This is a genomic window from Pseudooctadecabacter jejudonensis (assembly GCF_900172275.1).
Taxonomy (GTDB): domain Bacteria; phylum Pseudomonadota; class Alphaproteobacteria; order Rhodobacterales; family Rhodobacteraceae; genus Octadecabacter; species Octadecabacter jejudonensis.
In genome coordinates, this window is record NZ_FWFT01000001.1 from 215,426 (window position 1) to 240,467 (window position 25,042).

A 25,042-nucleotide genomic window follows, 5' to 3' on the forward strand; every position below is an offset into this window, starting at 1 on the left:
CGCTATAGACAGTGGGGGCCTTGAACCGCCAGTGTCCCCAAGTATGACCTCAAGAATCCGGCTTAAACATCTTCAGGCGTTTCGCGCGATCGTGAATGCGGGGTCGATTACGGCGGCGACCCGTATGGTCAACCTGTCCCAACCTGCGATCAGCCGGTTGCTGGCTGTTTTGGAGGAAGAACTTGGGTTCAAGCTTTTCTACCGTCGGGGACGCCGCCTTGTTGCGACCGTCGAAGGGCAATCGTTCTTTCGGCGCATCGAGGGAACGCTGAGCGGCATTGACGACATCCCCTCGATCGCGGCGGATGTTCGGGTCAACAGCTACGGGCGGTTGCGCATTTGCAGCATCGGCCCCCTGCTTTTGGGGGATTATCTGCCGAAAGCAACGGCGCGCTTTCAAGGAGATTTTCCGGACGCCAAAGTCACGATGGAATGGCGACGGCGCGAAGACATCGACGAATGGGTGTCAAGCCGTCAGGCCGACATTGGCTTCACGCTTTTGCCAATCGAAAGCAATTCCGTGACCTGGCGCAAGCTGATCACAGTGCGTGCTGTGGCGATCTTTCCCAAGGGCCAGTGTTTTGACGGGCGCGAGACCGTACATGCGTCCGAGCTACGGGATGAGACGACAGTTCTGCCGAAACAAAACGTGCGCCTCAGGCAGTATAGCGACGCCGCCATGTTCGGGGATCAAGGGGATATGCGCGTTGATATCGAAACCTCGACCGCCGTGACCTCCTGCCATCTGGTGGCCAACAATGTCGGTGTCGGCATCAGCGATCCGTTCAGTGTTTCCGGTCTGGGCCGCGACCGGTTGGGGATCGCGCGCCTTGAGCCGGAGCTGACCCTGACCTATTGCGCGATTTGGCCCAAAGATCGGGAGCCCTCACAGCAAGCCATGGATTTTTTGGATGCGGTCGCACAGGTCGGTGGCGAATTTTTTGAAGCCTTTCCAGAGGCTTGCCCTGTGTGATCCTCTGAGACCAGGCGCGGGAGGACGCGCATGTGCCAACATCTCGGGCACACAAGAGAGGAAAAAATGCTGAAAAAAACAACAACTGTTACGGCGGCTCTGTTGGCCGTTCTGGTCACGCCTGCACTGGCGGAATGGCCCGAGCGGCACATCAACATCACCGTACCGTGGCAGGCCGGGGCTGGCGCCGTCGACCAGATGACGCGTCAGTTGCAGGCCACCGTGGCCGAGGGTGACTTGTCGTCCCAACCGATCACCGTCTTCAACGTCGGTTGTCCGATTCCGATCGGTTTGCGGCAAGGGCTGTAGACAGAGGCCGATGGCTACAAGGGCGGAGTCTCAGCTTCGTCGTGACAGCTATCTGGTCATCAATATCGATGAGGCACAGCACTTATTTGCGGACAAAACAGCGAACGAGATCCAAGTGATTTTGAACGGTCTAAAAGATCTCATGAAACGGCCGGGTTGGCCGGTGCTGCCTATTTACTCCGGCTTACCGGAGCTCTTGGATTATGCGAACGAAAATGAGCAGCTGACGAGCCTGATCGAACCGATCACCTATGATGATATCGCCTAAAATGAGATCAGCCTGAACGAGGTTGATTCAATTCCGGTTACATTCTCGGAAGTCGTTGGATTAGACCCAACCGGAGTGCGCAATTCAGATGCCTTCAATCGGTTGATCCATGCTTCTAATGGTCGATGGGGCAGATTGATCGAGCTGATCATTCACGCATTGGCTGAAATCTATGTCGAACATCCGGATTGAAAGGAGATTCTCACCAGCGAACTTGCTCTGATTTTTCAACGATGGACCGGAGTGTCGGATGCGGCAAATGTCTTCTAAGGTGATAACCCATATCGGATTTCAGTGGGCGTACTCTACCGTCAATAGCCAACGACCGATCTTAAATAAACCAATGACCCCGTAGCTGTTTCAGTTGCGGAGTTTTTATTTTATCTTATTGAAAACATGGGTAATTTTGAAATTGAGGCCGTAAATATTGAAATTTCAAAATTGAGAGCATTTAAGTTGCTGAAAAAATACACTTATTCACCGAGGCCTGAAGCGTCCTCCGACGAAATTACGGCATCTAACACCCAAAGTGGGTCTGGACCTGCAGCCACTGTCGACGACAGCGGGTGAAGGACGTTGGACCAGAGACCAAAATACTTTGGGGGGAAACTTGCGTCTCCCCCCTTTGCCACTGCTCGACGTTGCAGTGTTTCAGATCGGCGTCGTCAACTGGGGGGTGGTGTCGTGCCGATCTGGCCTGTCCTTAGCTCGCTTGCACGATGCCGCAGACAATCCGTGCGCCCGCGCCACCGATGGGCTGAGAGACCTGGTCGTCCATTTCTGCATGGATGACGATGGCCGTGCCGTCGCCGTCCAACAGGGGTTCATCACCGCCGTCCAAAAAGACGCCATCCTTGAAGAATTGCATCTCGCCGACGCCGTCAGAGCCCACAAAGATGTTGCCCAAATCGCCTTGGCCTGGACCTGCGGCATTCAGAAGGCCATGTTCGCCTTCGCCTTCACCGTGGTGACCGTGCGAGGAGGTAAAGCCGTCATCGGCTGCGCACTGGGCGGTCCGGTGAAAGTGGATGCCCTTGGCACCCGGGGGCAGGTCGGTGACGCGCACATGGACCAAGACGCCATGGGGCGTTTGGGTGATTTCCGCCATACCAATTTCAGCCCCTTCGAGGTTCTGGAGCGCCGCAGTGGCGGATGTGATATGGCCGCCGGCGAGGGATATTTGGCCGGTCAGGCCAACCGCGACAGTCATGCTTGTTGCTGCAATAAATGAGAGGGCCGTTTTCATGGTCGTGTCCTTTGTTGAAGTGTTCATGACAACAGAACACCGTCACTTTGCGATCTATTCGATGCTTGGATCAGGGTGGGGATCACGATCGGTCACAGCGCGGTGAGGACGATGGTTTGCCCGAAGGGTTTCGGCCGCGCGGCTTGTTGATTTTAGGTGATGGACGTGACGTAAGGCACCGGATCGGATGGGCATCGCCCATCCGATCCGGCCTAAAATTATATAATTTTAGGGCCTCCGGCGGAGGTATTTTTGACCCAAAGAAACGAGGGCCCCGCAACTTAAGACCTGTGGTCCCCGGACATCTCCTTTGCGCGTTGACAGGCAGTTTGATCTGACCGGTGCTGGCGGCCTGTGCTGTGCAGGTGATGTGTGTCGGCAGCGAGGGGGATTTTGTATTGGGTGAGACCCTGTCCTTTGTTTCGGCTGCAAGTGTGACCCTGCAGCCCAACGACCGACGCCCGCCCTTCACGTGGGCAACGGACGTGCAATAGACCTAGGAGGACGAGTGAGGCATGCAATTGAGCTGTGGACCACGTCCCCCAAATCAATCGCCACTTCGATCAAACGTTTCAGCCAGGCGCGCTAACCTTTGGGCTTGTCGTGCCGATATAGGCGCATAACACTGATCCTGTGCCCACGTTTGAGCGCCATATCGAACGCGCCCGACTTGCGGATGATCTTGGCTTTTGGGCGCTTGGACTGCAGGATGTGCCGTTCAATGTCTCCAACTTCGGGGATGCAGGGCAAATCTGAGATCGGTTTGTTTATCTCTGTTCGCTGGGGGGGCGGACCAATGACATCGGCCCAGGGGCCGTGTCGGTAATGAGCCGCTGCGCCCTCCGGCCTATGGGGCAAGGGCGGCGTGTTATGCCGATGCGCCCTCGGCCGGGCGGGGGGCATCAACCCCGGCGGCCTGCCGTCGCGTTTCAATCTGGCCGGTCTTGAGGTTACGGTAAACCGGCTGGCGGATGAACCGCTGGCGAAATTCAGCATTTAGGAACCTTACATGACCAAAACGATCCTCATCACAGGCGCAACGGACGGCATCGGTCTTTTGACCGCCCAAAAACTCGCCTCTGAGGGGCATAAGGTTCTGATCCATGGCCGAAGTGCGGACAAGCTGACCGCAGCGGCGGACGCGGTGGGGGGACGTCCACAGACCTACCGCGCGGATCTGAGCCGCATGGAGGAGGTCGAAACCCTCGCACAGGCGGTGATCGCCGATCACGGCACGCTTGATGTGGTCATCAACAACGCAGGTGTTCTCAAATCCCCGATCGTTGAAACCGAAGCGGGCCGCGATATCCGTTTTGATGTAAACACCATCGCCCCTTACATTCTTGCGCTGCGGCTTTTGCCGCGTGTTCCGAACGACGGACGCATTGTTAACCTATCCTCAGCAGCGCAATCGCCAGTCGATCTGAACGCCCTGCGCACCTTCCGCCCGATGGGGGACATGGATGCCTACGCACAAAGCAAATTGGCCATCACCATCTGGACAGCGGAACTTGCCAAAGCCCTACCAGAGGGGCCGGTTGTGGTGTCGGTGAACCCTGGATCGTTGCTGGCGTCAAAGATGGTTAAGGACGGTTTCGGTATTGCGGGCAACGATTTGAACATCGGCGCAGACATCTTGATCCGGGCCGCGTTGGGCGATGATTTTGCAACCGCCAGCGGCCGATATTTCGACAACGACAGTGGGGATTTTGGACCCATCCAAGCGACCGCAGCAGAGGCGGCCTCTTTGATGCAGGCCCTGTATGACATCACAGGGCTGTCCTTTTAAAGCGTCATGTTTTCCATGAGGCGTGCTCATGCGATCTATTGCGACCTGCAGACTGTGACCACCCAACAGCGCGAAGGCTGGCCGCGCGACCCATCCGGCCACGCAGCGCAAAGATGCCTGATCTACCGGATCAAGGGGCGACCAGAAGCTGACGGTATGCTGCCCCTCGACGAAGTAATACGGCCCATCTTGATGCCACGGCGTGGGTTTGGATGTACCGGGTTCCTTGACCAGAACATGATCATGGAAGAGCTGCACGCCGTCAGATTCCATCAGGTCGGCCGCAACCTCCGCCGCCGGAGACGCGGCGATGGCTGTGTGAAACTCAGGAACACGCCCCCAATTAAAACAATCAACAAAGAACCGCCCGCCTTCGCCGTCTTTCAGGTTTTCGGCGGCATAGGGGCCCGGCTCTGCCATGTTGCGGGCGACACCTTTTCGCAAAAGATCGACCTGACCCCGAAACAGTCCGTTAATCAGGACAACACCGTCCCGCTGATAGGTTTCGATGTCAGAGGCGGTGACAAGGGGGGCATGGCGTTGGCCTTTCGTTTATGTGCTGCGCAACGAGAAGGTTCATATCACGAAGGACGTCAGTGGTCCCTGCCCAACGCGCGTCCCTCACGCACCCAAGCCACGATCAACTGGCGGGCTTCGTCGGACATTTGAACGGCGTTGGGGGGCGGCATGGCGTGGCTGACACCCGCTTGCAGGAAAATGGCCTCAGCGTGGCGGGCGACGTCTGCTTCGGTTTCAAGATGGACCCCTTTGGGCGCCCATTGCATGTTGCCCCAAACCGGTTCGCGGGCATGGCACATGGAACAATTGCCGCGCACCGTGTAGTAGGCCTGATCGAATGACGCGGCGCTGGCGAACTGCTGTTCATAAGGCGTCAGCTCGGCGGCCTCGAGGGTGTCATAATCCCCATCCCATGTTGATGCGGTGGACAGCCAGGCAATGGCGATCATCAGCAACACAGTCACCGCCCACGTCCAGTGCGGGCCGGATCCGGTGCGGTGCATGGTGTTGAAATAATGGCGGATGGTCACACCTGTCAGAAAGATCAGTGAGGCGATGATCCATGCGTATTGGGTGCCAAACGACAGCGGGTAATGGTTGGACAGCATCAGAAAGACAACGGGCAACGTCAGGTAGTTGTTATGCGTTGACCGCACCTTGGCAATCTTGCCGTACTTGGCATCCGGTGTGCGGCCTTCTTTAAGGTCTTGGACCACGATCCGCTGGTTTGGCATGATCTGAAAGAACACGTTTGCCGTCATGATTGTCGCGGTGAAGGCACCAAGATGCAGCAAGGCCGCCCGGCCCGTGAAAATCTGGTTGTAGCCCCAGGACATGACGACAAGCATCACGAACAGCAGCACCATCAAAAGCGTGGGCGTGTCGGCCAGTTTGGATTTGCAGGCGGCGTCATAGATCAGCCAACCGATGGTCAAGGAACCGGCCGAAATCACGATCCCCTGCCACAAGGCCAAATCGGCTTTGGTTGGATCCAACAGGTAAAGTTCACCACCAACCCAGTAAATGATCATCAACAAGGCCGCCCCCGACAGCCAGGTCGCGTAGCTTTGCCATTTGTGCCATGTCAGGTGTTCGGGCATCCGCGCGGGCGCCACCATGTATTTGACCGTGTGATAAAAGCCGCCGCCGTGGACCTCCCATTCTTCGCCGTGGGCGCCCTCGGGCAGGGCGTCGTTGGGCTTCAGCATCAGGTCGAGTGCGATGAAATAGAACGACGCCCCGATCCAGGCCATCGCCGTTATGACGTGCAACCAACGCACGCTGAACGCGATCCAGTCCCATAGAATTGCGACATCATACATGGGGGGGCTCCCTGATTCCTTGTGGAAATTCTATGCGATTGTAAATTCTTCTGGTATGCAGGCAGAATGCCAAACAGTCTCAAAAAAAATTAAACAATGTCCTATCTCGATAATATCCGGACGTTTGTCCGTGTCTATGAGTTGGGCAGCATGTCCGCCGCGGGGCGCGATTTGCGCATTTCTCCCGCACTGACGTCCAGCCGGATTTCGCAGCTGGAGGACCGATTGAGCGTGCGTCTGTTCCGGCGCACCACCCGCAGCCTGACCCCGACAGAGCAGGGCAAGGCGTTCTATGGCGGGGCGTGTGAAATCCTCGATTCCGTTGAGGCGGCAGAGGCGCAGGTGGTCAATATGACTGAAAATCCCAAGGGATCGCTTTATGTGGCGGCCCCCCTTGGTGTGGGGCGGCGGTTGATCGCGCCGCAAGTGCCTGCCTTTCTGGAAAAGTACCCTGAGGTGTCGATCCGCCTGCGTCTGACGGACCGAAAGGTCGATCTGACGACGGAGGGCCTCGATCTGTCGTTCTTTCTTGGCCAGCCCGAAGACAGCGCGCTGCGGATCCGCAAGATCGCCGATGTGGACCGCGTTTTGTGCGCCTCACCCGAATATATTGAGGCGCGCGGGATGCCCTATACGGGCGCGGATCTGACCACTGGGGCGCATGAGTGTTTGAACCTGCGTTTTCCGGGGGCCACTGAATTTCAATGGCCGCTGATGACACGCGACAGCGTCAAAAAATATTCGGTGAAAGGCCGCTATGAAAGCGACGATGGCGATGTGCTGACCGATTGGGCGCTGGCCGGTCACGGCATCGCCATGAAGCCGGTGTTTGAGGTGGCCAACCATATTTCAAACGGGCGCTTGGTGCCAGTTGCCGTTCAAAACCCGCCCGAGCCAATCCAGATGGCCTGTTTGTTCACCCACAGAAAGCGGCAAGATCCCAAAGCACGGTTGTTCATGGATTTCGTGATTGATCGCATTTCAAAGGACATTCGAAATGCGACCATTCAGGCTCAGCTGCCGCGATAGGTCTGGTAGCCGAAGGGCGAGAGCAGCAGCGGCACGTGGTAGTGTGACGCCTCCGACATGCCAAAGCGCAGAGGGATCACGTCCAGAAACCGCGGCGCTTCTGGTGCCACACCGCTGGCATCCAGATAGGCGCCTGCGTGAAAGACCAATTCATAGGTTCCGATTTCAAACCTGTCTGCGGGCAGGATCTGTTCATCCGTGCGACCGTCATCGTTGGTGTGCAGGGTTTTCAGGTGCGTACGTGTTTCACCGTCGATCTTGAACAGCTCAATCTTGAGGCCCTCAGCGGGGCGGCCCCGTGCCGTATCAAGAACGTGCGTTGTGAGATAGCCAGCCATGTTTGCCTCCTGCGCAAAAGTTGTGCCGTTTATAGGGTAGGTGCCGTATGACGGGCAAAGGCAAGGTCACTTAGGGTCTTTCAAAGTTTTTTTGAAAGAACGGAGAGTTTTTCTGTCATAGGGTCCGTTAACTCTTTCTCAAGGACGGTTCCGTGAAACGATACCCCCGCGATATGACCGGATACGGTGAAACCCCGCCCCAGGCCAATTGGCCCAATGGTGCGAAAATTGCCGTTCAAATCGTGCTAAACTACGAAGAAGGCGGGGAAAATAACATCCTGCACGGGGATCCCGCGTCCGAGGCGTTCCTGTCCGAAATCACGGGCGCACAGCCGTGGCCGGGGCTGCGGCATTGGAATATGGAATCACTTTACGAATACGGCAGCCGTGCCGGGTTCTGGCGTGTGCATCGGATGTTGTCCGATCTGCCGGTGACAGTCTACGGCGTCGCCACTGCATTGGCCCGCGCGCCGGACCAAGTGGCCGCGATGAAACGGGCGGGCTGGGAAATCGCGTCGCACGGGTTGAAGTGGGTCGAACACAAAGACATGGCCGAGGAGGAGGAACGCGCGCAAATCGCCGAAGCCATCCGTCTTCATGCCGAAGTTACAGGCGAAGCCCCGCGCGGCTGGTACACGGGCCGGTGTTCCAACAATACCGTCGATCTGGCCGCCGAAACGGGCCAATTCGCTTATATAGCGGACAGCTACGCGGATGATCTGCCCTATTGGGTCAAGGCAGGCGGGCGCGATCAGTTGATCATGCCCTACACAATGGATTGCAACGACATGCGGTTCGGCATTCAGGCGGGGTTCACCAACGGGGCGCAGTTTGAAAGCTACCTCAAGGACAGCTTTGATTATTTGTACGAAGAGGGGCAGGCGGGCCGTCCTGCGATCCTCTCTATCGGTTTGCATTGCCGCATTGTCGGCCGCCCCGGCCGCGCCGCTGCCCTGCGCCGCGCGATTGAGCACATGAAGTCCCACAACGGGGTCTGGTTCGCCACGCGTCTTGAGATTGCCGATCACTGGGCGAAAGAGCATCCCCCCAAAACAAACGAGCGTCCGTCCCTCATGTCGCGTGAGACCTTCGTGGCGGAATTTGGCGGCATCTTTGAACATTCGCCTTGGATTGCGGAAGGTGCGTATGATCTGGAATTGGGTCCGGCCCATGACACGGCCGCTGGGGTGCACAACGCGCTGTCGCGGGTGTTCCGCACCGCGTCCGAAGATCAACGCCTTGGCGTGTTGACCGCGCATCCTGATCTTGCGGGAAAACTGGCCGCAGCGGGACAGCTGACGGCGGACAGCACAGCAGAGCAAGCGGGCGCGGGTCTGGACCTTCTGACAGACGATGAGCGCGCGACATTCCAGAAGCTGAACGCCGATTACGTCGAAAAGCACGGTTTTCCGTTCATCATCGCCGTGAAGGACAATGACAAGGCGTCGATCCTTGAGGCCTTCCACCGCCGTATCGACAACAGTCGTGACGTTGAATTCGCTGAGGCGTGCCGTCAGGTCGAGCGTATCGCAGAGCTGCGCCTAATGGAGAAGCTGGGCGCATGAGCCGCATCATCCATATTCAGCCGCTGACGAAAGAGGCCTTCACCCCGTTTGGCGACGTTTTGGACACCGACGGTGCGCCGGACAAGGTGATCAATCAGGGCAAATGCGGCCGCTATCACGACCGCGCCCACCTTGATTTCAACGGAGGCCGTGCAGGCGTCAGCCTGTTTAATGCGCAGCCGCGCAGCTTACCACTGTCCTTGCAGATGGTTGAACGCCATCCCGACGGGTCACAGGCCTTCATCCCGATGTCGGAACATGGCTTTCTGATCGTCGTCGCCCCCGACGCGGGCGGCACCCCCGGCACACCCATCGCGTTTGAAAGCACACCCGGACAAGCGATCAATTTTCATCGCGGGACCTGGCACGGCGTGCTAACCCCGCTGTCAGCCCCTGGTCTTTTTGCGGTCGTCGACCGTATCGGCACGGGCGCGAATTTAGAAGAACACTGGTTTGACGACCCTTATGTCGTGACGCCAGCCACCAAGCCCACAGCATAGCGGGCAAAATAACCTCAGGGAACAAGGGACTTCAACAATGACAACAACCTATTCAGATCCAAATGTGACACCGCCCATCGGGCAAGCCGTCCCGCTTGGGTTTCAACACGTGCTGGCGATGTTCGCCTCAAACGTCACACCGTCGATTATCGTTGGTCAGGCCGCAGGCCTTGCATTCGGCAGCCCTGATCTGATTTTTCTGATCCAGATGGCCATGCTGTTTGCAGGGGTTGCGACGCTCTTCCAGACTGTTGGCATTGGCCCCATCGGCGCACGCCTTCCGATCATGCAAGGCACAAGTTTTGCCTTTGTTGGGGTGCTTGCGGGGGTTGCGGCGACGCTTGGGCTGGGCGTGGCCCTGACCGCCTGTATCATCGGCGGTGTGGTGCATTTCATCCTTGGCGGATTTATCAAGCACCTGCGCTGGTTGTTCCCGCCGCTGGTCACCGGCCTCGTGATCTTGGCCATTGGCCTGTATCTGATCCCTGTTGCGATCAAATACGCGGCAGGCGGTGCGGCTGAATTCCAGATGGCTGCGGACAGCTTCGGTTCGCTGAAGCATTGGTCGGTCGCCCTGACCGTGATCATCGTGTCGCTGCTGATCAAGTTCTTCACCAAAGGGGCGCTGTCCAACTCTGCGATCCTTTTGGGCCTTCTGGCCGGTTATGGGTTGGCGTTCGTTCTGGGCATGGTCAATTTCGCGCCTGTTGCCGGGGCTGGCTGGTTCACACAGATCACGCCTCTGCCCTACGGGTTTGAATTCAACCTTGGTGCTGTGATTGCCGTGACATTGGTGTCCATCGTCTCCGCCATTGAAACCGTGGGGGATGCCTCTGCCACCGCCAAGGCGGGCGCGCAGCGTGATGCAACGGACGAAGAGATCGCAGGTGCGACCTATGCGGACGGTCTGGGCACGGCTGTCGCAGGTGTGTTCGGCGGTCTGCCCAACACGTCCTTCAGCCAGAACGTCGGCATTGTCGGGATGACCGGCATCATGTCGCGCCACGTCGTGACGATTGCTGGCCTGATCATGATCGTCTGTGGCTTGATCCCGAAAGTGGGTGCCGTCATTGCATCGATGCCACTGCCTGTGCTGGGTGGCGGTGTGATCGTGATGTTCGGTATGGTCGCAGCCGCTGGCCTGAACATGCTGAGCGAGATCACAATGAGCCGTCGCAACATGATCATCATTGCTGTGTCGCTGGCCTTTGGTCTGGGTCTGAACCTTGTGCCGACTGCCGTCCAGTATCTGCCGGATACGATCCGTGTGCTGGCGACATCTGCTGTGGCACCTACCGCGCTGATGGCTGTGATCCTCAATTTGGTCCTGCCTCACGAAGACGCCACATAAAACATCTGTGCATCAACACCACATGGCGGCGCCTGACCGGTGCCGCCATGTTCGTTTTTAGGGCGATCAAATCGCAGTGTGCGTAGGCCGCATCCATGATCAATCCGACCTTTGGCTCAGCGCAGGCCAGCTCGGCGTCACCACAGGCGCGGGCAAGGGCGTGACGGTACGGCGCCTACGCGCGCGCAGCCATGTGTCGGGTCATGTCGATCATGCGGGCTGAAAAGCCCCATTCGTTGTCGTACCACCCAAACAAACGCAGTTGGTTTTGTCCCAGGATTTGGGTTTCCCGTGTGGCGAGGATCAGGGATTCAGGTCGCGCGCGCATATCCGTCGACACGCAAGGATCCTCCGTCACCCCGATCACAGGATCGTCCCGAAACAGGTTTTGGATAAAATCCCCGAGCGGTTCATCGCGAACGCCAGACAGTTGAATGACGGCATCCACCGCAGACACCGAAAGACTGGGCACGCGCACGGCGGACACGGTCAAGCGGTCCTGAAATTCGGGCAGCACCTGGGTGATCTGATGCGCCGCGCTGGTGGTGGTGGGGATCATCGACACGGCCGCGGCGCGGCTGCGTTCCAGTGACGGGCCGGGCACATCGACGGTGGGCTGACTGCCCGTATAGCAATGGATCGTCGTGATATGCGCCCTCTCAATCCCGAGCCCCAGATCGACCGCGCGCATCAGGGGCGCAATCGCGTTGGTCGTGCAGGAGGCATTTGACACAATGCGATGTTGGCCCAGCTCACGCTCGTTGGCGCCCATGACAACCGTGACATCAGCGACGGGCGAGGGGCCGGAAATCAGGACCGCATCCGCGCCAGCGGTCAAACCCGCCTCAGCCACGTCGCGGGTCACGGCGCGGCCCGTGCATTCCAGAACCACATCAACGCCGGTCAAATCGACCTTCGCCAAATCCGTATGGGTCCAGACGGGAACCGCGTGATCTCCTGCGGTTAAAACATCACCTGACAGGTGCACCTGTCCAGGGAACGGGCCGTAGACGCTGTCGTATTTGAACAGATAGGCACAGGTTTCGGGCGGCGCGATATCATTGATCGCCACGACCTCAATGTCGCTATGTTGGGCGCCTGTCAAAAGTTGCCGCAGCACCGTTCGGCCGATACGGCCGAACCCGTTTATGACCACTCGGATCGTCATGCTCAGCCTTTCCCTTCCGGCCGCAAGATCGCTAAAAATCGACCTCGATCGCGACACCCTTTTCGACGGCCAGATTAACGACTGACGCAGCGACAGCAAGATCTTGCAGACCGACGCCGGTGCCGTCGAACACAGTGATCTCATCGTCTGACGCACGGCCCGCGTGGGTGCCGTTGATGACCGCACCAATCTGATAAACATCACTTTCTTTGATAAGCCCTGCGGCCACCGCGTGCTGCGCTTCGCCAATGGAAACCGACTGGGCAACTTCATCGGTAAAGACTGTCGCACGGGACAGCAATGCGGCCTCGACCTCTTGCTTGCCCTTGGTGTCAGTGCCCATGCAGGCGATATGCGTGCCAGGGCTGACGTGATCAGCCATCAATGAGGGTGTAAAGGCGGATGTGATCGAAATGATGACGTCTGCGTCTTTCATTCCAGGCAGATCGACAGCTTCAAACGGAACACCAGCGTCTGCCGCAACCTTTTCGATGTTGGACAGCATATCGGGGTGGTAGTTCCACCCGATGACCTTCTCATATGCGCGCGTTTCCAGTGCCGCACCCAACTGGAACGTGGCCTGGTGACCTGCGCCAATCATGCCCAGAACCTTGACGTCCTTGCGGGCCAGATGTTTGATAGACACAGACGACGCCGCAGCCGTCCGCAAGGCCGTCAACAGGTTACCCCCCACCATGGCCTTGGCCTTGCCGGTGTCAGGATCAAACAGAAAGACAGTGGACTGGTGATTGATCTCACCCCGTTTTTCAAGGTTGTGGGGCCAATACCCGCCTGCCTTCAATCCCAACGTCAGCCCCGCCTGATCAAAGCCGCCCTTGAACCCATAAAGCGCATCCTCATGGCCGATCGCTTCACGAACAACGGGAAAGTTATAGGCGTCTTTAGACGCCATGGCCGCAAAGACCTTTTCCACCGCCTCAAACGCCGCTTCAGGGGTCATTAGGTTTGCAATCTCACGTTCAGGGACGATCAACATCAGGCAGCTCCTTTGGGTGCGACGCGCGCGGCGCCCCATTTTCATCTTGGCGTTACAACTCTCAGGGGGTCTGGGGGCAGACTGCCCCCAGCGGATCGGATTGGCGAAGCCAATTCGAAATCAATAGGCACGACCACGCGCGCTGACGGGCCAGACAACCTCAACCTTGCCGCCACGAACCCCAACATACCAGTCGTGGACGTTTGCGGTCGGGTCACAGTGGCCCGGCACCAGCTTCAGCTTTTCGTTGATCGCCAGAACGCCGCCTGCATCCATGACCACACCGTGTTCATCCGAACATTTGACGTATTCCACATCGTCGCGTCCAAAGATCACGGGCAAACCGCTATCAACCGACTGCGCCTTCAGGCCTGCATCCACGATCGCTTTGTCCGCCTTGGCGTGGGACATCACCGACGTCAGCAGGAACATTGCGTTTTCCCATTCGCCGCGATCAATACGGTTGCCGTTTTCATCAAGGATCCGACCATAGTCGGCGTCCATAAACGCGTAAGATCCACATTGAAGTTCGTTGTAAACGCCTGAGTTGCTTTCGAAATAATACGACCCGGTCCCGCCGCCGCCCACGATGTCACATTCCAGTCCATGGGCTTTAAGCGTATCAACCGCATCTTTGACCTGTGCCACGGCCACTTCGATTTTCGCCTTGCGGTCGTCATAGCTGTCAAGGTGTTGCATCGCGCCCTGATAGGCTTGAATGCCCGCAAACTTGAGGCCCTCTGCCGCGTCGATCGCTTTCGCAATCTCAATCACGGCGGGGGTGGTCGTTACACCGCACCGGCCAGCGCCGCAGTCGATCTCGACCAGGCATTCAATCTGCGTGCCGTGCTTTTGGGCCGCGGCAGACAGGTCAGCCACGTTGTCCACGTCATCCACACAGCAAATGGTGCGCGCGCCCAACTTGGGCAGGCGGGCCAGACGGTCGATCTTGGCAGGCTCGCGGACTTGGTTGGACACCAGCACGTCAGTGACGCCGCCACGGGCGAACACCTCAGCCTCGGACACCTTCTGACAGCACACACCACAGGCACCGCCCAACTCTTGTTGCAGCAGCTGCACATCGACAGATTTGTGCATCTTGCCGTGGGTGCGGTGCCGCATCCCGTGCGCCTTGGCATAGTCGCCCATCTTCTTGATGTTCCGCTCAAGCGCATCAAGGTCAAGCACCAGCGCAGGGGTTTGAATTTCGCTCTCGTCCATGCCGGGCTTTGCGGGGATGTCGTAGCCCACTTCATAGTCGTCGAATGATGTTACGTCTTTCATCTCAAGTCTCCGTTCATTTGATCCACGGCAGTGTGTCGAGGTCGACATTTCCGCCCGTTACGATGACGCCCACACGCTTGCCGGCGAAAAAGTCTCTGTTCTTGAGGATGATCGCCAAAGGCACGGCACAGCTGGCCTCCATGACGATGCGCAAGTGTTTCCATGTCAGTTTCATCGCATCGATGATCTCTGCGTCCGATGCCGTCTGGATGTCGGTGACGTGGTTTGACACAAAATGCCACGTGCGGTCTTTCAATGGTACCAGCAGCCCATCGGCAATCGTCTTGGGCGCATCGTCTGCGATGATGTGGCCCGCCTTGAAACTGCGATAGGCGTCGTCGGCCTGTTCCGGCTCGGCCGCGATGATCTGCACCTCGGGCGCCAGGGTGGACAACGTCAGGCAGGTGCCTGAAATCATGCCGCCGCCGCCGATGGGGGCCACCATCATGTCCAGCCCGTCGGTCTGTTCCATGAACTCTTTGGAACAGGTGCCTTGCCCTGCAATCACACGCGGGTCGTTGTAGGGATGCACGAAATCGCCCCCCGTTTCGGCCTGCACCCGTGCGAAGGTCTCCTCGCGGGATGATGTGGACGGCTCACATTCGGTGATCTTGCCACCATAGCGCCGCACGGTTTCCTTCTTCGCCTGCGGTGCCGTTTTGGGCATCACCACATTGCACGGAATGCTGCGAAGCATGGCCGCATAAGACAGACACGAGGCGTGGTTCCCGCTGGAATGCGTCGCCACACCTGCTTTGGCCTGTTCATCATCCAGCCCGAACACCGCGTTCGTCGCACCGCGCACCTTGAAGGCCCCGGGGGTCTGGAAGTTTTCGCACTTAAAGAACAGCTCAGCCCCCGTCAGTTCATTGAGATAGGCCGAGGTCATCACCGGCGTGCGTACGATGTGCGGCGCGATCCGCGCATGGGCGTCCAGCATGTCTTGATAGGTGGGGATATACATGTCCTCTCCTTATGATCCGTGACGGTAGAAATCCTGAGCGGCCGCCACGCCAGAGCCCAGTTTGATATCAAGGCCAAGGTCCACCATGACCATTTCAGCCACGCCCAGACCGGACAGCATCATCGCATCCGTCAGCATACCCAGGTGGCCGATGCGGAAGACTTTGCCCGCGACCTCACCCAGACCGACGCCGAAGGCCATGCCGTATTGTTCGGCCGCGACAGTCACGATGTCTGTGGCGTTGAACCCGTCAGGCGTGCGGATGGCGGAGACACTATCAGAATAGACGTCAGGTGAATTGGCGCAGAGCGTCAGGCCCCAAGCGTCAACCGCATGACGCACGCCTGTGGCGATGCGGGTGTGGCGGGCGAAGACGTTCTCAAGCCCCTCGTCCTCGATCATGTTCAGCGACGCCAGCAACCCGCGCAGCAGGCCGACGGGCGGCGTGTAGGGGAACGCATTGGCGTCATAGCCCTTTTGCATGTCGTTTACGTCAAAGAAGGTGCGGGGCAGGGTCGCAGTTTGGGTCGCAGCCAGTGCCTTGTCCGAAAACCCCACGATAGCGAGGCCCGCAGGCAACATGAACCCTTTTTGCGACCCCGTTACGGCAACATCCACGCCCCAGTCGTCCATGCGAAAATCCATCGACCCGATGGAGGACACCCCATCCACAAACAGCATCGCAGGGTGGCCCGCGGCATCCAAGGCGGCGCGCACAGCAGCGATGTCGGATTTAACACCGGTCGCGGTCTCGTTGTGGGTGGCCAATACGACCTTGATGTCGTGGTTTTTGTCGGCCTTCAGGATCTTTTCGTACTTGGCCGCAGGCAGGCCATCGCCCCATGGTGTTTCGACGACCTGCACATCCAGCTTGTGACGTTCGCACATATCGATCCAGCGGTGCGAAAACATGCCATTGCGCGCGGCCAGAATTTTGTCGCCCTCAGACAGGCAATTGGACAGCGCCGTTTCCCAGCCGCCGGTGCCCGTGGAGGGGAAGATAAAGATATGCGCGTTTGTCGATTTCAACACGCGGCGCACACCGTCCAACACGGGGTGCAGGATATCGCCAAACAAAGACGAGCGGTGATCAATCGTCGGCATGGCGCACGCCTGAAGGAGGTGTTCGGGCATATTGGTCGGGCCAGGGATGAAGACCGGGTTTTGGAAGCTCATAACGAAATCCTCTGCAGTTTCCGATGGTATATCGGGGCGAATGCTGTCGTGCTATTTTTTTGAAATCATTTTTCACAAACGGAGAATCTCGATTTTTGACGTATTGTCAGTGGGTTGTATTTTTCATATTGTGAAAATGATTTTCTAATCTCAAAAAGGTGCACCATGGACTCCCCTGAAAACGCCCCCGCGGCAGGCCGTCGCGCACGCGGTCGTCCCCGTGGTTGGGATGACAAGACCGAACAAAACACCATCAAATCGCTGGACCGCGCGATGGAGGTGTTTGAGTTCCTGAGCGAAGCACAGGGTAAGGCCCTCACCAGCATCGCATCTGAGATGGGGCAATCACCCGCCACCGTGTACCGTATCTTGGTCACGCTGGAGGGGCGGGGCCTGGTGGAGTTCGATACAGATGATCAAAGCTGGCACATCGGGGCCAAGGCGTTTGTCATCGGAGCGCGGTTTTTGCGACGAACGTCACTGGTGGAGCGCGCGCGCCCGATCCTGCGCCGCCTCATGGAGGCCACAGGAGAGACAGCGAACCTTGGCGCCGAACGGGACGGGTCTGTTTTGTTCCTCAGTCAGGTTGAAACCCATTCCAACATCCGTGCCTTCTTTCCACCTGGGTCCCTGTCTCCGATGCATTCCTCGGGGATCGGCAAGGCACTGCTGGCACAAATGGACGAGGGTCAGATCGGCCAGATCATCGGGGATGGCCCGCTTGACACGTTCACCTCGCACACTCTCACGACACGCCGTGACTTGTTGGAGGATTTGGCCCGCATCAAGGTGCGCGGTTATTCGATTGATGCAGAGGAAAAGAACCTTGGCATGCGGTGCATCGCGGCACCTGTGTTTGACGTGAACGCAGAGGCCGTCGCGGGGCTGTCCGTTTCGGGCCCCACCAGCCGCATCCGCGAGGTGGATATAGACCACCTCAGCCGCGCCGTGATGGAGGCCGCGTCAGACCTCACAGCGGCCATCGGTGGCGTCGCACGTTAGCCTTTTGGCGTGATCCGCAGGTTCATGTGGCGGTTCACGTCTTTATACAGCAGATACCGGAACTTGCCCGGCCCACCGGCGTAACAGGCCTGCGGGCAAAAGGCGCGTAGCCACATGTAATCGCCGGCCTCAACCTCAACCCAATCGTTGTTCAGGTTGTAGACGGCCTTGCCCTCAAGCACATAAAGTCCGTGTTCCATGACGTGGGTTTCCAGGAACGGAATGACCGCGCCGGCCTCGAAGGTGACGATGGTGACGTGCATGTCGTGGCGCAAATCGGTCGGATCCACAAAACGCGTTGTCGCCCATTTGCCCTCGGTGTCCGGCATGACCGTGGGCGCAATATCCTGTTCGTTGGTGATGATGACATCTGGGGCATCAAGGCCCGGCACGACCTCATAGGATTTGCGCAGCCAATGGAACCGCGCGACCGCAGAGGAGGTGTTGCGCAAGGTCCAGCCGCAATCGGGTGGCAAATAGGCATAACCGCCTGCCGTCAGCGTGTGGGTTTCGCCGTTCACTGTCACATCGACTGATCCTTCAACGACGAACAAAACGCCTTCGGCCTGATCGTCGAGTTCGGGCCGGTTAGAGCCGCCCCCGGTCTGCACTTCCATGATATAGTGGGAAAATGTCTCGGCAAAGCCGGTCATCGGGCGGGCAATCACCCAAAGGCGGGTGTCGTCCCAGAACGGCAGAAAGCTGGTCACGATATCGCGCATCGTGCCTTTGGGGATCACCGCATAAGCGGCCTTAAAGATCGCCCGATCTGTCAGCAGTTGCGTCTGAGGGGGGTGGCCGCCCGTGGGCGCAAAATAGGTGTTTGACATGACAGATCCACGCTGCGGTTACTGTGTCATGATGCGCGGTTTCACCGCCCGCGACCACAGGCCCTCATCGCAAAAGACCTTTCATGAACTTTTGAAAATAGGTCGGATCATCAGCCTCACCCAACAGATAGAACGGTCGCTTTTGGCCAAGGGCCCGTCCAATGAATGAAGCAGGGCGGCCCCATTTGAAACATCGCTGCGCGGTGTTCCAAGGACGGCTATTATGGGCAAAGCCACGCGTTCAAGTAAACCATCAGTCTGCTTTGCACGTCTTGATCCGTGTGCAATGCGCAAAAGCTCAACGCGACGGCATTGATGCAAAAGGACTGCACCCCTTCGGCTTGAAGGTCCGTGGTTATATCGGTTCGAAACGGACTGTCCTTCAGCTGGCCCGCCAAGATCCGGTGGTGGCGGTAAATGGCTGTGGCAATGTCCCCGATGTCCTCAATGGCGAGGGCCCCTGACATGCGCAGGAAGACATCAAAGACAAAGCGATCACGCGAGAGGAATTGCAGAAGTGGGGTTGAATGCGCGACGAGGTCATCCACCGTATCGAACCGCGGGATGGCTTCCATATCATCAAGAAGGACGTTCAGCCTTTCCCCGATAAGGACGTCCATGAGGGCGTCTTTGTCTTTGAAATGAGAAAAGAATGTTCCCTTGGCGACCTGGGCGCGTCTGACCACATCCTGGGTGCGGAGGGCCTCAAACCCAGCGTCGGTCACGATCTGTCGCGCAGACTCCATGAGCAGTTCTCGGGTTCTCAAGGTTCTTTGCTGTACCGTGCGTTTCATGCTTTTTTCTAGGAAAATAATTGACCGCGGTCAATATTGCTGCAATGAAATGACCGCGGTCAATTTAAGGGTCTGTCTTATGGCGCAAAAACGCATCTTCGTTCTAAATGGTCATCCGGCCGCATCGTCCTTATCCAGGCTCTTTGCGGAAAAATATGTCCACGCTGCACAAAAGGCAGGTCATGATCTGCGCATCACACATCTGCACGATCTGGACTTCGATATCGATTTTGAAAATGGCGGATATGACAATGCGAAACCATTGGAACCGAGCCTGCAGACGGTTTTTCATGATCTTGAATGGAGCGAGCATTTCGTCCTTTTGACCCCGATGTGGTGGGGCGGGCTGCCTGCCAAGCTCAAAGGATTGATCGACCGCGCCTTCTTACCTGGGGCTGCCTTTGATACGCGCAAGTCAACGCTGCTCGGGTTGCCGATGCCATTGTTGTTAGGTCGCACGGCACGGGTGATTATGACGTCAGACACACCAAACTGGTTTTTCCGCTTTGTTTATAGATACGCGATGGTGCGACAGCTGCGGTCGCAGATACTGGGGTTCGTCGGTTTCAAGCCGACACGCGTCACGCACTTCTCAGGCGCAAGCCATCCCGATGTGGCAACTGTTGAAGCTTGGTCCAAAATCGTCACCAAGCTTGGACTGCATGCTGCATGAACGTTGGGCGTTATGGCGACGACACTGTCCCATGCAGGCTTGAAAACCGGCCTCTGCCCGCGGATCATTCGCTTACACCGAGAGGGAAGCCTGTCCTAAAATTATATAATTTTAGGGCCTCCGGCGGAGGTATTTTTCACCCAAAGAAGGCAGGGCGCAGCGCCATGGATTTTGAATCCTCGTGGTCCAACGGGCGGTCAATTGGCATGCTGTGACAAGGTGTCTTCAAGTGCCGTGACCGTATCCACCATCGTGATGAAGTCCAACAGCGAAGCATCGGCGAAGCCTTGGTTGACCACGTGATGCATGAGATCCAACAGTGGGGCCCAATAGTCGTTGATGTTCAGCACCACAATGGGTTTTGCGTGCAGGTCAAGTTGGCGCCATGTCAGGGCCTCGAACATCTCATCGAGTGAGCCTGCGCCTCCGGGCAACAGGACAATCGCATCCGCGTTCATCAACATCACCTTTTTGCGTTCGTGCATGGTTTCGGTGACGATAAATGTCGACAGGTCTGTTTTGCCGACCTCCCAATCCATCAAATGTTGCGGGATGACGCCAAACGTCGTGCCGCCTGCCGTTTGCGTGGCGCGGGCCACGCGGCCCATCAATCCGACGTCGCCCGCACCGTAAACCAGCCGCCAGTCTTGACGAGCCAGCATCTTGCCTGTGTCTTCGGCAGCCCCAGCATAGGCGGGGTCAGACCCGTCGCGGGATCCGCAATAGACGCAGACAGAAAAGGGCCGCTGGGACATGATGACTTCCGATCACAGGTTCGAGGGAGATGTAAAGGTTGTTTTGACCCCTGATACCGCCGTTGTTAAGGTCTGCCAAGGCTGCGTGACAGCTAGGGCTGTCCGCAGGGGCGGCACATGTCGGGGAGGACAGGCGTGCAGACATCAACACTTGCCTTATTGGGCGGAGGGGTCGTGGCTGCGGCTGTGACAGCGGCGGTCGTTTTTCGGCCCGTGCCACCGGCCGATGCGCCCACCGAGGATGCCGTCACCGCAGCGGTATCGACGGGTGCGGCACCTTCCGCGACGGAAGGGGGTTCTGTCGAGGTTGCGGACATCGCCGGTGAGGAGCCTGCCGAGGCTGCGAACATCGCCGTGGTGGAACCTGCCGAAGTGCCTGTTGCAGTGGAAGACGATGTGGCGGATACAGCCGCAGCTATGCCGCAAGAGGTGGACGAGCCCGTCAGCCAAGCGGACGTTCCCGATGAGATCACGGAGCCCGCGCCCGCCCCCCTTGAGCCCCCTGTGCTGACGGATATGCGGTTTGAGGCTGATGGCGGGTTGGTTCTTGCAGGGACCACTCAGCCAGGGGCAGATGTTTCTATCCGTGTTGACGGCCAAGAGGTGGCGCGTCTGACGGCGGATGGGCAGGGGGGCTTTTTCCACGTGGACCTCTTGGGGTTTTCGGATGTGCCGCGGGTGGTGTCTGTTGTTGCGGATCCTGATGGGGCGGCGATTGACGCGGACAGGACATTCGTTTTGCAGGCCAACCCCGCGCCCGTTGTGGTGGCGGCGGCGGAGCCTGTCGTGACACAAACCACCGCGTCTGAGGAGGAGGCCGTGGCCCCCACCCAAGACCCAGCCTCGGCTGAGGTGCCGGTCAATTCGCAGACCGCCACGGAGGTTGCGGAGACTGGGGTTGATACAGAGACACCGCAAGAGGCAGCACCGGAACCTCAGCCTGCGGACGTAACCGAAGACACCCCACCTGAGGCGCCGCCGGTTGAAACCACAGTGGCGCAAGCCCCAACTGTGGCCCCGGTGGAACCGGTTGAGGCTGCCCAACCCACAGCGCCTGCCATCCTTGCCATCACAAACGAGGGGGTTGAGGTGGTGCAGCCCGATCTTTCCGATGTGTCACCAGCCGTGATGTCGAGTGTGGCACTGGATACGATTACCTATGATCCGGATGGGGATGTGGTGCTGGGGGGGCGTGCCTTGGGTGATGGGTTCGTGCAGGTTTACGTGGACAACGCCCCCGTCAGCCGGTTGCCCGTTGACCCAGATGGCACATGGCGTGGTGACCTGCCGGATGTGGACACAGGTGTCTATACGTTGCGGATTGATGAGGTGGACGCGCGCGGCGATGTGGTCAGCCGCATCGAAACCCCCTTTCTGCGCGAAGACCCAGAGACGGTTGCGGATGTTCTGGCCGAGGAGGTGGATGATCCGTCGTTCACGGTTGCCACGCGCACGGTTCAGCCGGGGGCGACCCTGTGGGCCATTGCCGAAGAACGTTATGGGGCGGGAGTCCTTTATGTCACTGTGTTTGAGGCCAACCGCGACCGTATCCGCGATCCTAACCTGATTTACCCCGGACAGGTGTTTGTGCTGCCTGAGGGCGATCATTGACCGAAACAGACGCGATTCCAGAGACAGCTTTGGCATGGCATCGCGCGGGCGCGCCTGTGGCCGTTGCAACCGTGGTTGAAACCTGGGGGTCGGCCCCGCGGCCTGTGGGCAGCCAGTTGGTGATGGATGGCAACGCGCGGATGGAAGGGTCTGTTTCGGGCGGGTGCGTGGAAGGCGCTGTGATCGTCGAGGCACTCGAGGCGATGGAGGACGGTGGGCCGCGTCTGTTGGAGTTTGGCGTGACTGACGATGAGGCCTTTGCCGTCGGTCTGGCCTGCGGCGGGCGCATCCGCGTTCTGGTGGAACCCGTGGGGCAGGCGATGCCTGTCGATCTGTTGGAAACCTTGGTGGCCAGAAGGGCCACGATGACGCCGGTGGCCTATGTGGCCGACCTTGAGGGGGATGCGCGGCATTTGTCGGATCTGGCGGCCTACCCTGATCGGTTTCGTTTGGATCGGTCGGGGATTGAGGCGGATGGGCGCACCTTTGTGGCCATTCACAACCCGCCGTTGCGGATGGTCGTGGTGGGGGGCGTTCACATCGCGCAACATCTAATTCCGATGGCGCGCGCTTGTGGGTATGCGGTCACGCTGGTCGATCCACGGCCCGCCTTTGCCTCACCTGACAGGTTCCCGGACACCACGATGTGTGACGATTGGCCGGATGAGGCTTTGGCCGGTTTGGGTCTTGATGCGCGCACGGCGGTCGTGACCTTGACCCATGATCCCAAACTGGACGATCCGGCGATCCGTTCGGCCTTGGGCGCGCCGGTGTTCTATCTTGGCTGTCTCGGCTCAACCCGGACCCATGCCAAACGCGTGGCGCGACTGCAGGAGGCAGGCTTTGCCGCCGAGGATATCGCCCGCATCGCGGCCCCTGTGGGCCTTGATATCGGCGGGCGGTCCCCGGCTGAGATCGCGGTGAGCATCATGGCCGAGGTGACCGCACGTCTGCGTCAGGGGGCTGATGCGTGAACTTTCACCGTGTTCCGGTCTTGGCGGCGGAGGGGGCTATTTTGGCTCATGCAACGGTTTGTGCGGGGAAAAGCTCGCGTTCAAACGTGATTGCCAAGGGGACAAAGCTGACGTCGGACCACGTCACCGCTTTGCTGGCGGCGGGGGTCGAAACCGTGCAAGTGGCACAGCTTGACGCAGGCGACATCGTCGAGAATGAGGCCGCGACCTATGTGGCGCGCAAGCTGATCGAGGGGCAGCCCTGCGTGCACATGAGCACGGCCCTTGGCGGGCGGGTGAACATTCAGGCCGATTGTGCTGGGGTTGCAGCGTTGGAGGTGGACGCAATCCACCGCATGAATGCCGTCGATCCGGGCATCACCGTGGCCACCGTGCAGCCATGGATGCGGATGGGCGCGGGTGGCCTCATGGCGACGATTAAGATCATCCCGTTTGCGGTGCCTCAGCGGGCGCTGCATGACGCAGGTGCGGTTGCATGCGGTGCGATTGGCCTTCGACCGCCGGTGTTGGATACAGCCACGTTGATTGAAACCCGCGTCCGTCCGCAGGCCCCGCCGGACAAGGGGCGTCGTGCGATGCAAACACGGTTGGACAGGTTCGGGGTGTCGCTGACGGACCGTCTTGTCGTCCCCCATGAGGAAAGATCCATCTGTGAGGCCATCGAAACCGCGCGGTCCGATCTGATTTTGATCCTGACAGACACCGCCACGTCCGATCTGTACGATACCGCACCTGCGGCTTTGCGTCTCGCGGGCGGGGACGTCATCCACTACGGCATGCCCGTCGATCCCGGCAATCTGTTGTTTTTGGGTAAGATCGGGTCACGGCCCGTGATTGGCCTTCCGGGATGTGCGCGATCGCCCGCGTTGAATGGGGCCGATTGGGTCATGGAACGTGTGATCTGCGGCGTGGATGTCACGGCGGCGGACATCATGGGCATGGGGGTGGGCGGACTGCTCAAGGATATTCCGGAACGGGGCAAGCCACGCAGGTAACACTCTGTTGATCGCCGAACCCCGCCCCATGCGGCACTGCAGCGGAAAAAGAGGTTCTCAGATCAACCGATGCGTGCTTAACTCTAGGGAAATACAAAACAACGGGAGGACGCCATGGCACAGGTCTCAATGACTGTGAATGGAAAAACTGTCAGCGGTGAGGTCGAAGGCCGCACCTTGCTGGCTGAATTTTTGCGCGAAGGATTGAATTTGACCGGCACGCATATTGGCTGTGACACCAGTCAGTGCGGAGCCTGCGTCGTTCATGTGAACGGGGAGGCCGTGAAGTCCTGCACCATGTTCGCTATGGAAGCAGACGGTGCCGATGTGGGCACGATCGAAGGTCAGGCCAATGCGGACGGGTCGTTGAACGTGATCCAGCAGGCGTTTCAGGACCACCATGGGTTGCAGTGCGGATTTTGTACGCCGGGCATGGTCATGTCCGCGGCGGCGCTGCTGAAAGAGAACCCCAAACCCAGCGAGGCAGAGGTGCGGACCTATCTTGAAGGCAACATCTGCCGCTGCACGGGCTACCACAACATCGTCAAGGCGATCATGGCCGCATCTGGTCAGGACGTAAGCGCCATCGCGGCTGAGTAAGTACACAGCT

General features: G+C 58.6%; 26 protein-coding genes and 1 pseudogene. 15 read left to right on the forward strand and 12 right to left on the reverse strand.

The genetic code is table 11. The annotated features are described in order from the left end of the window. Nucleotides 1-43: 43 nt before the first annotated feature. From PSJ8397_RS01030 to PSJ8397_RS01040, 3 genes are all read left to right on the forward strand, one after another. On the forward strand, nt 44-973 hold the full coding sequence (locus tag PSJ8397_RS01030) for a LysR family transcriptional regulator (protein WP_159453075.1): 930 nt from the start codon (nt 44-46) through the stop codon (nt 971-973). Between the two features lie 66 nt (nt 974-1,039). Beyond that, nucleotides 1,040-1,282, forward strand: a complete 243-nt coding sequence (locus PSJ8397_RS01035) for a hypothetical protein (protein WP_085862711.1) — start codon at nt 1,040-1,042, stop codon at nt 1,280-1,282. Nucleotides 1,283-1,292: 10 nt separating this feature from the next. Next, entirely contained in the window at nt 1,293-1,550 is a 258-nt protein-coding gene (locus PSJ8397_RS01040) for a hypothetical protein (RefSeq protein ID WP_085862712.1), read from the forward strand. A gap of 703 nt (nt 1,551-2,253) precedes the next feature. On the opposite strand, the gene PSJ8397_RS01045 is transcribed toward PSJ8397_RS01040, so the two are convergent. Then, on the reverse strand, nt 2,254-2,796 hold the full coding sequence (locus PSJ8397_RS01045) for a superoxide dismutase family protein (RefSeq protein ID WP_159453076.1): 543 nt from the start codon (nt 2,794-2,796) through the stop codon (nt 2,254-2,256). A 633-nt stretch (nt 2,797-3,429) separates the two neighbouring features. On the opposite strand from PSJ8397_RS01045, the gene PSJ8397_RS17310 reads away from it, so the two are divergent. Both PSJ8397_RS17310 and PSJ8397_RS01050 read left to right on the forward strand, forming a co-directional pair. Further along, on the forward strand, nt 3,430-3,552 hold the full coding sequence (locus PSJ8397_RS17310; RefSeq protein WP_268794652.1) for a hypothetical protein: 123 nt from the start codon (nt 3,430-3,432) through the stop codon (nt 3,550-3,552). Nucleotides 3,553-3,805: 253 nt separating this feature from the next. Further along, nucleotides 3,806-4,585, forward strand: a complete 780-nt coding sequence (locus PSJ8397_RS01050; protein WP_085862714.1) for an SDR family NAD(P)-dependent oxidoreductase — start codon at nt 3,806-3,808, stop codon at nt 4,583-4,585. 93 nt (nt 4,586-4,678) lie between these two features. Here the strand turns inward: PSJ8397_RS01050 and PSJ8397_RS01055 are convergent. Together PSJ8397_RS01055 and PSJ8397_RS01060 are read right to left on the reverse strand one after the other, a co-directional pair. After that, nucleotides 4,679-5,095, reverse strand: a pseudogene (locus tag PSJ8397_RS01055) (phytanoyl-CoA dioxygenase family protein); the annotation flags it as partial. A gap of 83 nt (nt 5,096-5,178) precedes the next feature. After that, nucleotides 5,179-6,426 (reverse strand): urate hydroxylase PuuD, encoded by a 1,248-nt coding sequence (locus PSJ8397_RS01060; RefSeq protein ID WP_085862715.1) that lies wholly within the window; start codon nt 6,424-6,426, stop codon nt 5,179-5,181. Nucleotides 6,427-6,522: 96 nt separating this feature from the next. Here PSJ8397_RS01060 and PSJ8397_RS01065 point away from each other — a divergent pair, with 96 nt between their 5' ends. Beyond that, on the forward strand, nt 6,523-7,455 hold the full coding sequence (locus tag PSJ8397_RS01065; RefSeq protein ID WP_085862716.1) for a LysR family transcriptional regulator: 933 nt from the start codon (nt 6,523-6,525) through the stop codon (nt 7,453-7,455). Here the strand turns inward: PSJ8397_RS01065 and uraH are convergent. After that, a complete protein-coding gene (gene uraH, locus PSJ8397_RS01070) occupies nt 7,440-7,793 on the reverse strand; it encodes a hydroxyisourate hydrolase (protein ID WP_085862717.1) in 354 nt (117 codons plus the stop codon). The genes PSJ8397_RS01065 and uraH overlap by 16 nt on opposite strands. 152 nt (nt 7,794-7,945) lie before the next feature. Here uraH and puuE point away from each other — a divergent pair, with 152 nt between their 5' ends. From puuE to PSJ8397_RS01085, 3 genes are read left to right on the forward strand one after another with little or no spacing between them, the layout of a single operon-like run. Next, nucleotides 7,946-9,358, forward strand: a complete 1,413-nt coding sequence (gene puuE, locus PSJ8397_RS01075; RefSeq protein ID WP_085862718.1) for an allantoinase PuuE — start codon at nt 7,946-7,948, stop codon at nt 9,356-9,358. Continuing rightward, a complete protein-coding gene (locus tag PSJ8397_RS01080; protein WP_085862719.1) occupies nt 9,355-9,858 on the forward strand; it encodes an ureidoglycolate lyase in 504 nt (167 codons plus the stop codon). The genes puuE and PSJ8397_RS01080 overlap by 4 nt, the downstream gene beginning before the upstream one ends. A 37-nt stretch (nt 9,859-9,895) precedes the next feature. Beyond that, a complete protein-coding gene (locus PSJ8397_RS01085; protein ID WP_085862720.1) occupies nt 9,896-11,209 on the forward strand; it encodes a uracil-xanthine permease family protein in 1,314 nt (437 codons plus the stop codon). A 175-nt stretch (nt 11,210-11,384) separates the two neighbouring features. On the opposite strand, the gene PSJ8397_RS01090 is transcribed toward PSJ8397_RS01085, so the two are convergent. The 5 genes from PSJ8397_RS01090 to bhcA form a co-directional block, all read right to left on the reverse strand. After that, nucleotides 11,385-12,377 carry a type I glyceraldehyde-3-phosphate dehydrogenase gene (locus PSJ8397_RS01090; RefSeq protein WP_085862721.1) on the reverse strand — a complete coding sequence of 331 codons (993 nt, stop codon included), beginning with the start codon at nt 12,375-12,377 and terminating at the stop codon, nt 11,385-11,387. A gap of 31 nt (nt 12,378-12,408) precedes the next feature. Beyond that, on the reverse strand, nt 12,409-13,374 hold the full coding sequence (gene bhcD / locus PSJ8397_RS01095; protein ID WP_085862722.1) for an iminosuccinate reductase BhcD: 966 nt from the start codon (nt 13,372-13,374) through the stop codon (nt 12,409-12,411). A gap of 120 nt (nt 13,375-13,494) precedes the next feature. Then, nucleotides 13,495-14,658, reverse strand: a complete 1,164-nt coding sequence (gene bhcC / locus PSJ8397_RS01100; protein WP_085862723.1) for a 3-hydroxy-D-aspartate aldolase BhcC — start codon at nt 14,656-14,658, stop codon at nt 13,495-13,497. A 13-nt stretch (nt 14,659-14,671) separates the two neighbouring features. Continuing rightward, a complete protein-coding gene (bhcB, locus tag PSJ8397_RS01105) occupies nt 14,672-15,622 on the reverse strand; it encodes a beta-hydroxyaspartate dehydratase BhcB (RefSeq protein WP_085862724.1) in 951 nt (316 codons plus the stop codon). A 9-nt stretch (nt 15,623-15,631) separates the two neighbouring features. Continuing rightward, nucleotides 15,632-16,798 carry an L-aspartate--glyoxylate aminotransferase BhcA gene (gene bhcA / locus PSJ8397_RS01110; protein WP_085862725.1) on the reverse strand — a complete coding sequence of 389 codons (1,167 nt, stop codon included), beginning with the start codon at nt 16,796-16,798 and terminating at the stop codon, nt 15,632-15,634. Between the two features lie 165 nt (nt 16,799-16,963). On the opposite strand from bhcA, the gene bhcR reads away from it, so the two are divergent. Then, nucleotides 16,964-17,800 (forward strand): HTH-type transcriptional regulator BhcR, encoded by an 837-nt coding sequence (bhcR, locus tag PSJ8397_RS01115; protein WP_085862726.1) that lies wholly within the window; start codon nt 16,964-16,966, stop codon nt 17,798-17,800. Here bhcR and PSJ8397_RS01120 read toward each other — a convergent pair. Beyond that, entirely contained in the window at nt 17,797-18,630 is an 834-nt protein-coding gene (locus tag PSJ8397_RS01120; protein WP_085862727.1) for a bifunctional allantoicase/(S)-ureidoglycine aminohydrolase, read from the reverse strand. The two genes, bhcR and PSJ8397_RS01120, sit on opposite strands and share 4 nt — an antisense overlap. Before the next feature lie 221 nt (nt 18,631-18,851). Continuing rightward, the gene (locus PSJ8397_RS01125) at nt 18,852-19,376 is read right to left on the reverse strand and encodes a TetR/AcrR family transcriptional regulator (RefSeq protein WP_235000533.1); all 525 of its coding nucleotides are present in this window, start codon (nt 19,374-19,376) and stop codon (nt 18,852-18,854) included. Nucleotides 19,377-19,503: 127 nt separating this feature from the next. Between PSJ8397_RS01125 and PSJ8397_RS01130 the strand changes: the two genes are divergently transcribed. After that, a complete protein-coding gene (locus PSJ8397_RS01130; RefSeq protein ID WP_085862729.1) occupies nt 19,504-20,097 on the forward strand; it encodes an NAD(P)H-dependent oxidoreductase in 594 nt (197 codons plus the stop codon). Between the two features lie 197 nt (nt 20,098-20,294). Here the strand turns inward: PSJ8397_RS01130 and PSJ8397_RS01135 are convergent, their stop codons facing one another. After that, complete coding sequence (locus tag PSJ8397_RS01135; protein WP_085862730.1) at nt 20,295-20,852, reverse strand: LOG family protein; 558 nt, start codon at nt 20,850-20,852, stop codon at nt 20,295-20,297. 135 nt (nt 20,853-20,987) lie between these two features. Between PSJ8397_RS01135 and PSJ8397_RS01140 the strand changes: the two genes are divergently transcribed. From PSJ8397_RS01140 to PSJ8397_RS01155, 4 genes are all read left to right on the forward strand, one after another. Then, a complete protein-coding gene (locus PSJ8397_RS01140) occupies nt 20,988-22,463 on the forward strand; it encodes a LysM peptidoglycan-binding domain-containing protein (RefSeq protein ID WP_085862731.1) in 1,476 nt (491 codons plus the stop codon). Continuing rightward, nucleotides 22,460-23,437, forward strand: a complete 978-nt coding sequence (locus PSJ8397_RS01145) for an XdhC family protein (RefSeq protein ID WP_085862732.1) — start codon at nt 22,460-22,462, stop codon at nt 23,435-23,437. The genes PSJ8397_RS01140 and PSJ8397_RS01145 overlap by 4 nt, the downstream gene beginning before the upstream one ends. Beyond that, a complete protein-coding gene (locus PSJ8397_RS01150; RefSeq protein WP_085862733.1) occupies nt 23,434-24,432 on the forward strand; it encodes a molybdopterin-binding protein in 999 nt (332 codons plus the stop codon). Before PSJ8397_RS01145 ends, PSJ8397_RS01150 begins: the two co-directional genes overlap by 4 nt. A gap of 114 nt (nt 24,433-24,546) precedes the next feature. Next, on the forward strand, nt 24,547-25,032 hold the full coding sequence (locus PSJ8397_RS01155) for a (2Fe-2S)-binding protein (RefSeq protein ID WP_085862734.1): 486 nt from the start codon (nt 24,547-24,549) through the stop codon (nt 25,030-25,032). Nucleotides 25,033-25,042 lie beyond the last annotated feature (10 nt).

Bases quoted from the DNA above. Each gene is read 5' to 3' on its own strand.
- PSJ8397_RS01155 (WP_085862734.1), top strand. From the start codon at position 24,547: ATGGCACAGGTCTCAATGACTGTGAATGGAAAAACTGTCAGCGGTGAG.
- PSJ8397_RS01035 (WP_085862711.1), top strand. From the start codon at position 1,040: ATGCTGAAAAAAACAACAACTGTTACGGCGGCTCTGTTGGCCGTTCTG.
- PSJ8397_RS01130 (WP_085862729.1), top strand. From the start codon at position 19,504: ATGGCGCAAAAACGCATCTTCGTTCTAAATGGTCATCCGGCCGCATCG.
- PSJ8397_RS01050 (WP_085862714.1), top strand. From the start codon at position 3,806: ATGACCAAAACGATCCTCATCACAGGCGCAACGGACGGCATCGGTCTT.
- uraH (WP_085862717.1), bottom strand. From the start codon at position 7,793: ATGGCTGGCTATCTCACAACGCACGTTCTTGATACGGCACGGGGCCGC.
- PSJ8397_RS01120 (WP_085862727.1), bottom strand. From the start codon at position 18,630: ATGTCAAACACCTATTTTGCGCCCACGGGCGGCCACCCCCCTCAGACG.
- bhcC (WP_085862723.1), bottom strand. From the start codon at position 14,658: ATGAAAGACGTAACATCATTCGACGACTATGAAGTGGGCTACGACATC.
- bhcB (WP_085862724.1), bottom strand. From the start codon at position 15,622: ATGTATATCCCCACCTATCAAGACATGCTGGACGCCCATGCGCGGATC.
- PSJ8397_RS01135 (WP_085862730.1), bottom strand. From the start codon at position 20,852: ATGTCCCAGCGGCCCTTTTCTGTCTGCGTCTATTGCGGATCCCGCGAC.
- bhcD (WP_085862722.1), bottom strand. From the start codon at position 13,374: ATGTTGATCGTCCCTGAACGTGAGATTGCAAACCTAATGACCCCTGAA.
- PSJ8397_RS01060 (WP_085862715.1), bottom strand. From the start codon at position 6,426: ATGTATGATGTCGCAATTCTATGGGACTGGATCGCGTTCAGCGTGCGT.
- bhcR (WP_085862726.1), top strand. From the start codon at position 16,964: ATGGACTCCCCTGAAAACGCCCCCGCGGCAGGCCGTCGCGCACGCGGT.
- PSJ8397_RS01085 (WP_085862720.1), top strand. From the start codon at position 9,896: ATGACAACAACCTATTCAGATCCAAATGTGACACCGCCCATCGGGCAA.
- PSJ8397_RS01065 (WP_085862716.1), top strand. From the start codon at position 6,523: ATGTCCTATCTCGATAATATCCGGACGTTTGTCCGTGTCTATGAGTTG.
- PSJ8397_RS01045 (WP_159453076.1), bottom strand. From the start codon at position 2,796: ATGAAAACGGCCCTCTCATTTATTGCAGCAACAAGCATGACTGTCGCG.
- PSJ8397_RS01040 (WP_085862712.1), top strand. From the start codon at position 1,293: ATGGCTACAAGGGCGGAGTCTCAGCTTCGTCGTGACAGCTATCTGGTC.
- PSJ8397_RS01090 (WP_085862721.1), bottom strand. From the start codon at position 12,377: ATGACGATCCGAGTGGTCATAAACGGGTTCGGCCGTATCGGCCGAACG.
- PSJ8397_RS01030 (WP_159453075.1), top strand. From the start codon at position 44: ATGACCTCAAGAATCCGGCTTAAACATCTTCAGGCGTTTCGCGCGATC.
- PSJ8397_RS01125 (WP_235000533.1), bottom strand. From the start codon at position 19,376: ATGGAGTCTGCGCGACAGATCGTGACCGACGCTGGGTTTGAGGCCCTC.
- bhcA (WP_085862725.1), bottom strand. From the start codon at position 16,798: ATGAGCTTCCAAAACCCGGTCTTCATCCCTGGCCCGACCAATATGCCC.
- PSJ8397_RS01080 (WP_085862719.1), top strand. From the start codon at position 9,355: ATGAGCCGCATCATCCATATTCAGCCGCTGACGAAAGAGGCCTTCACC.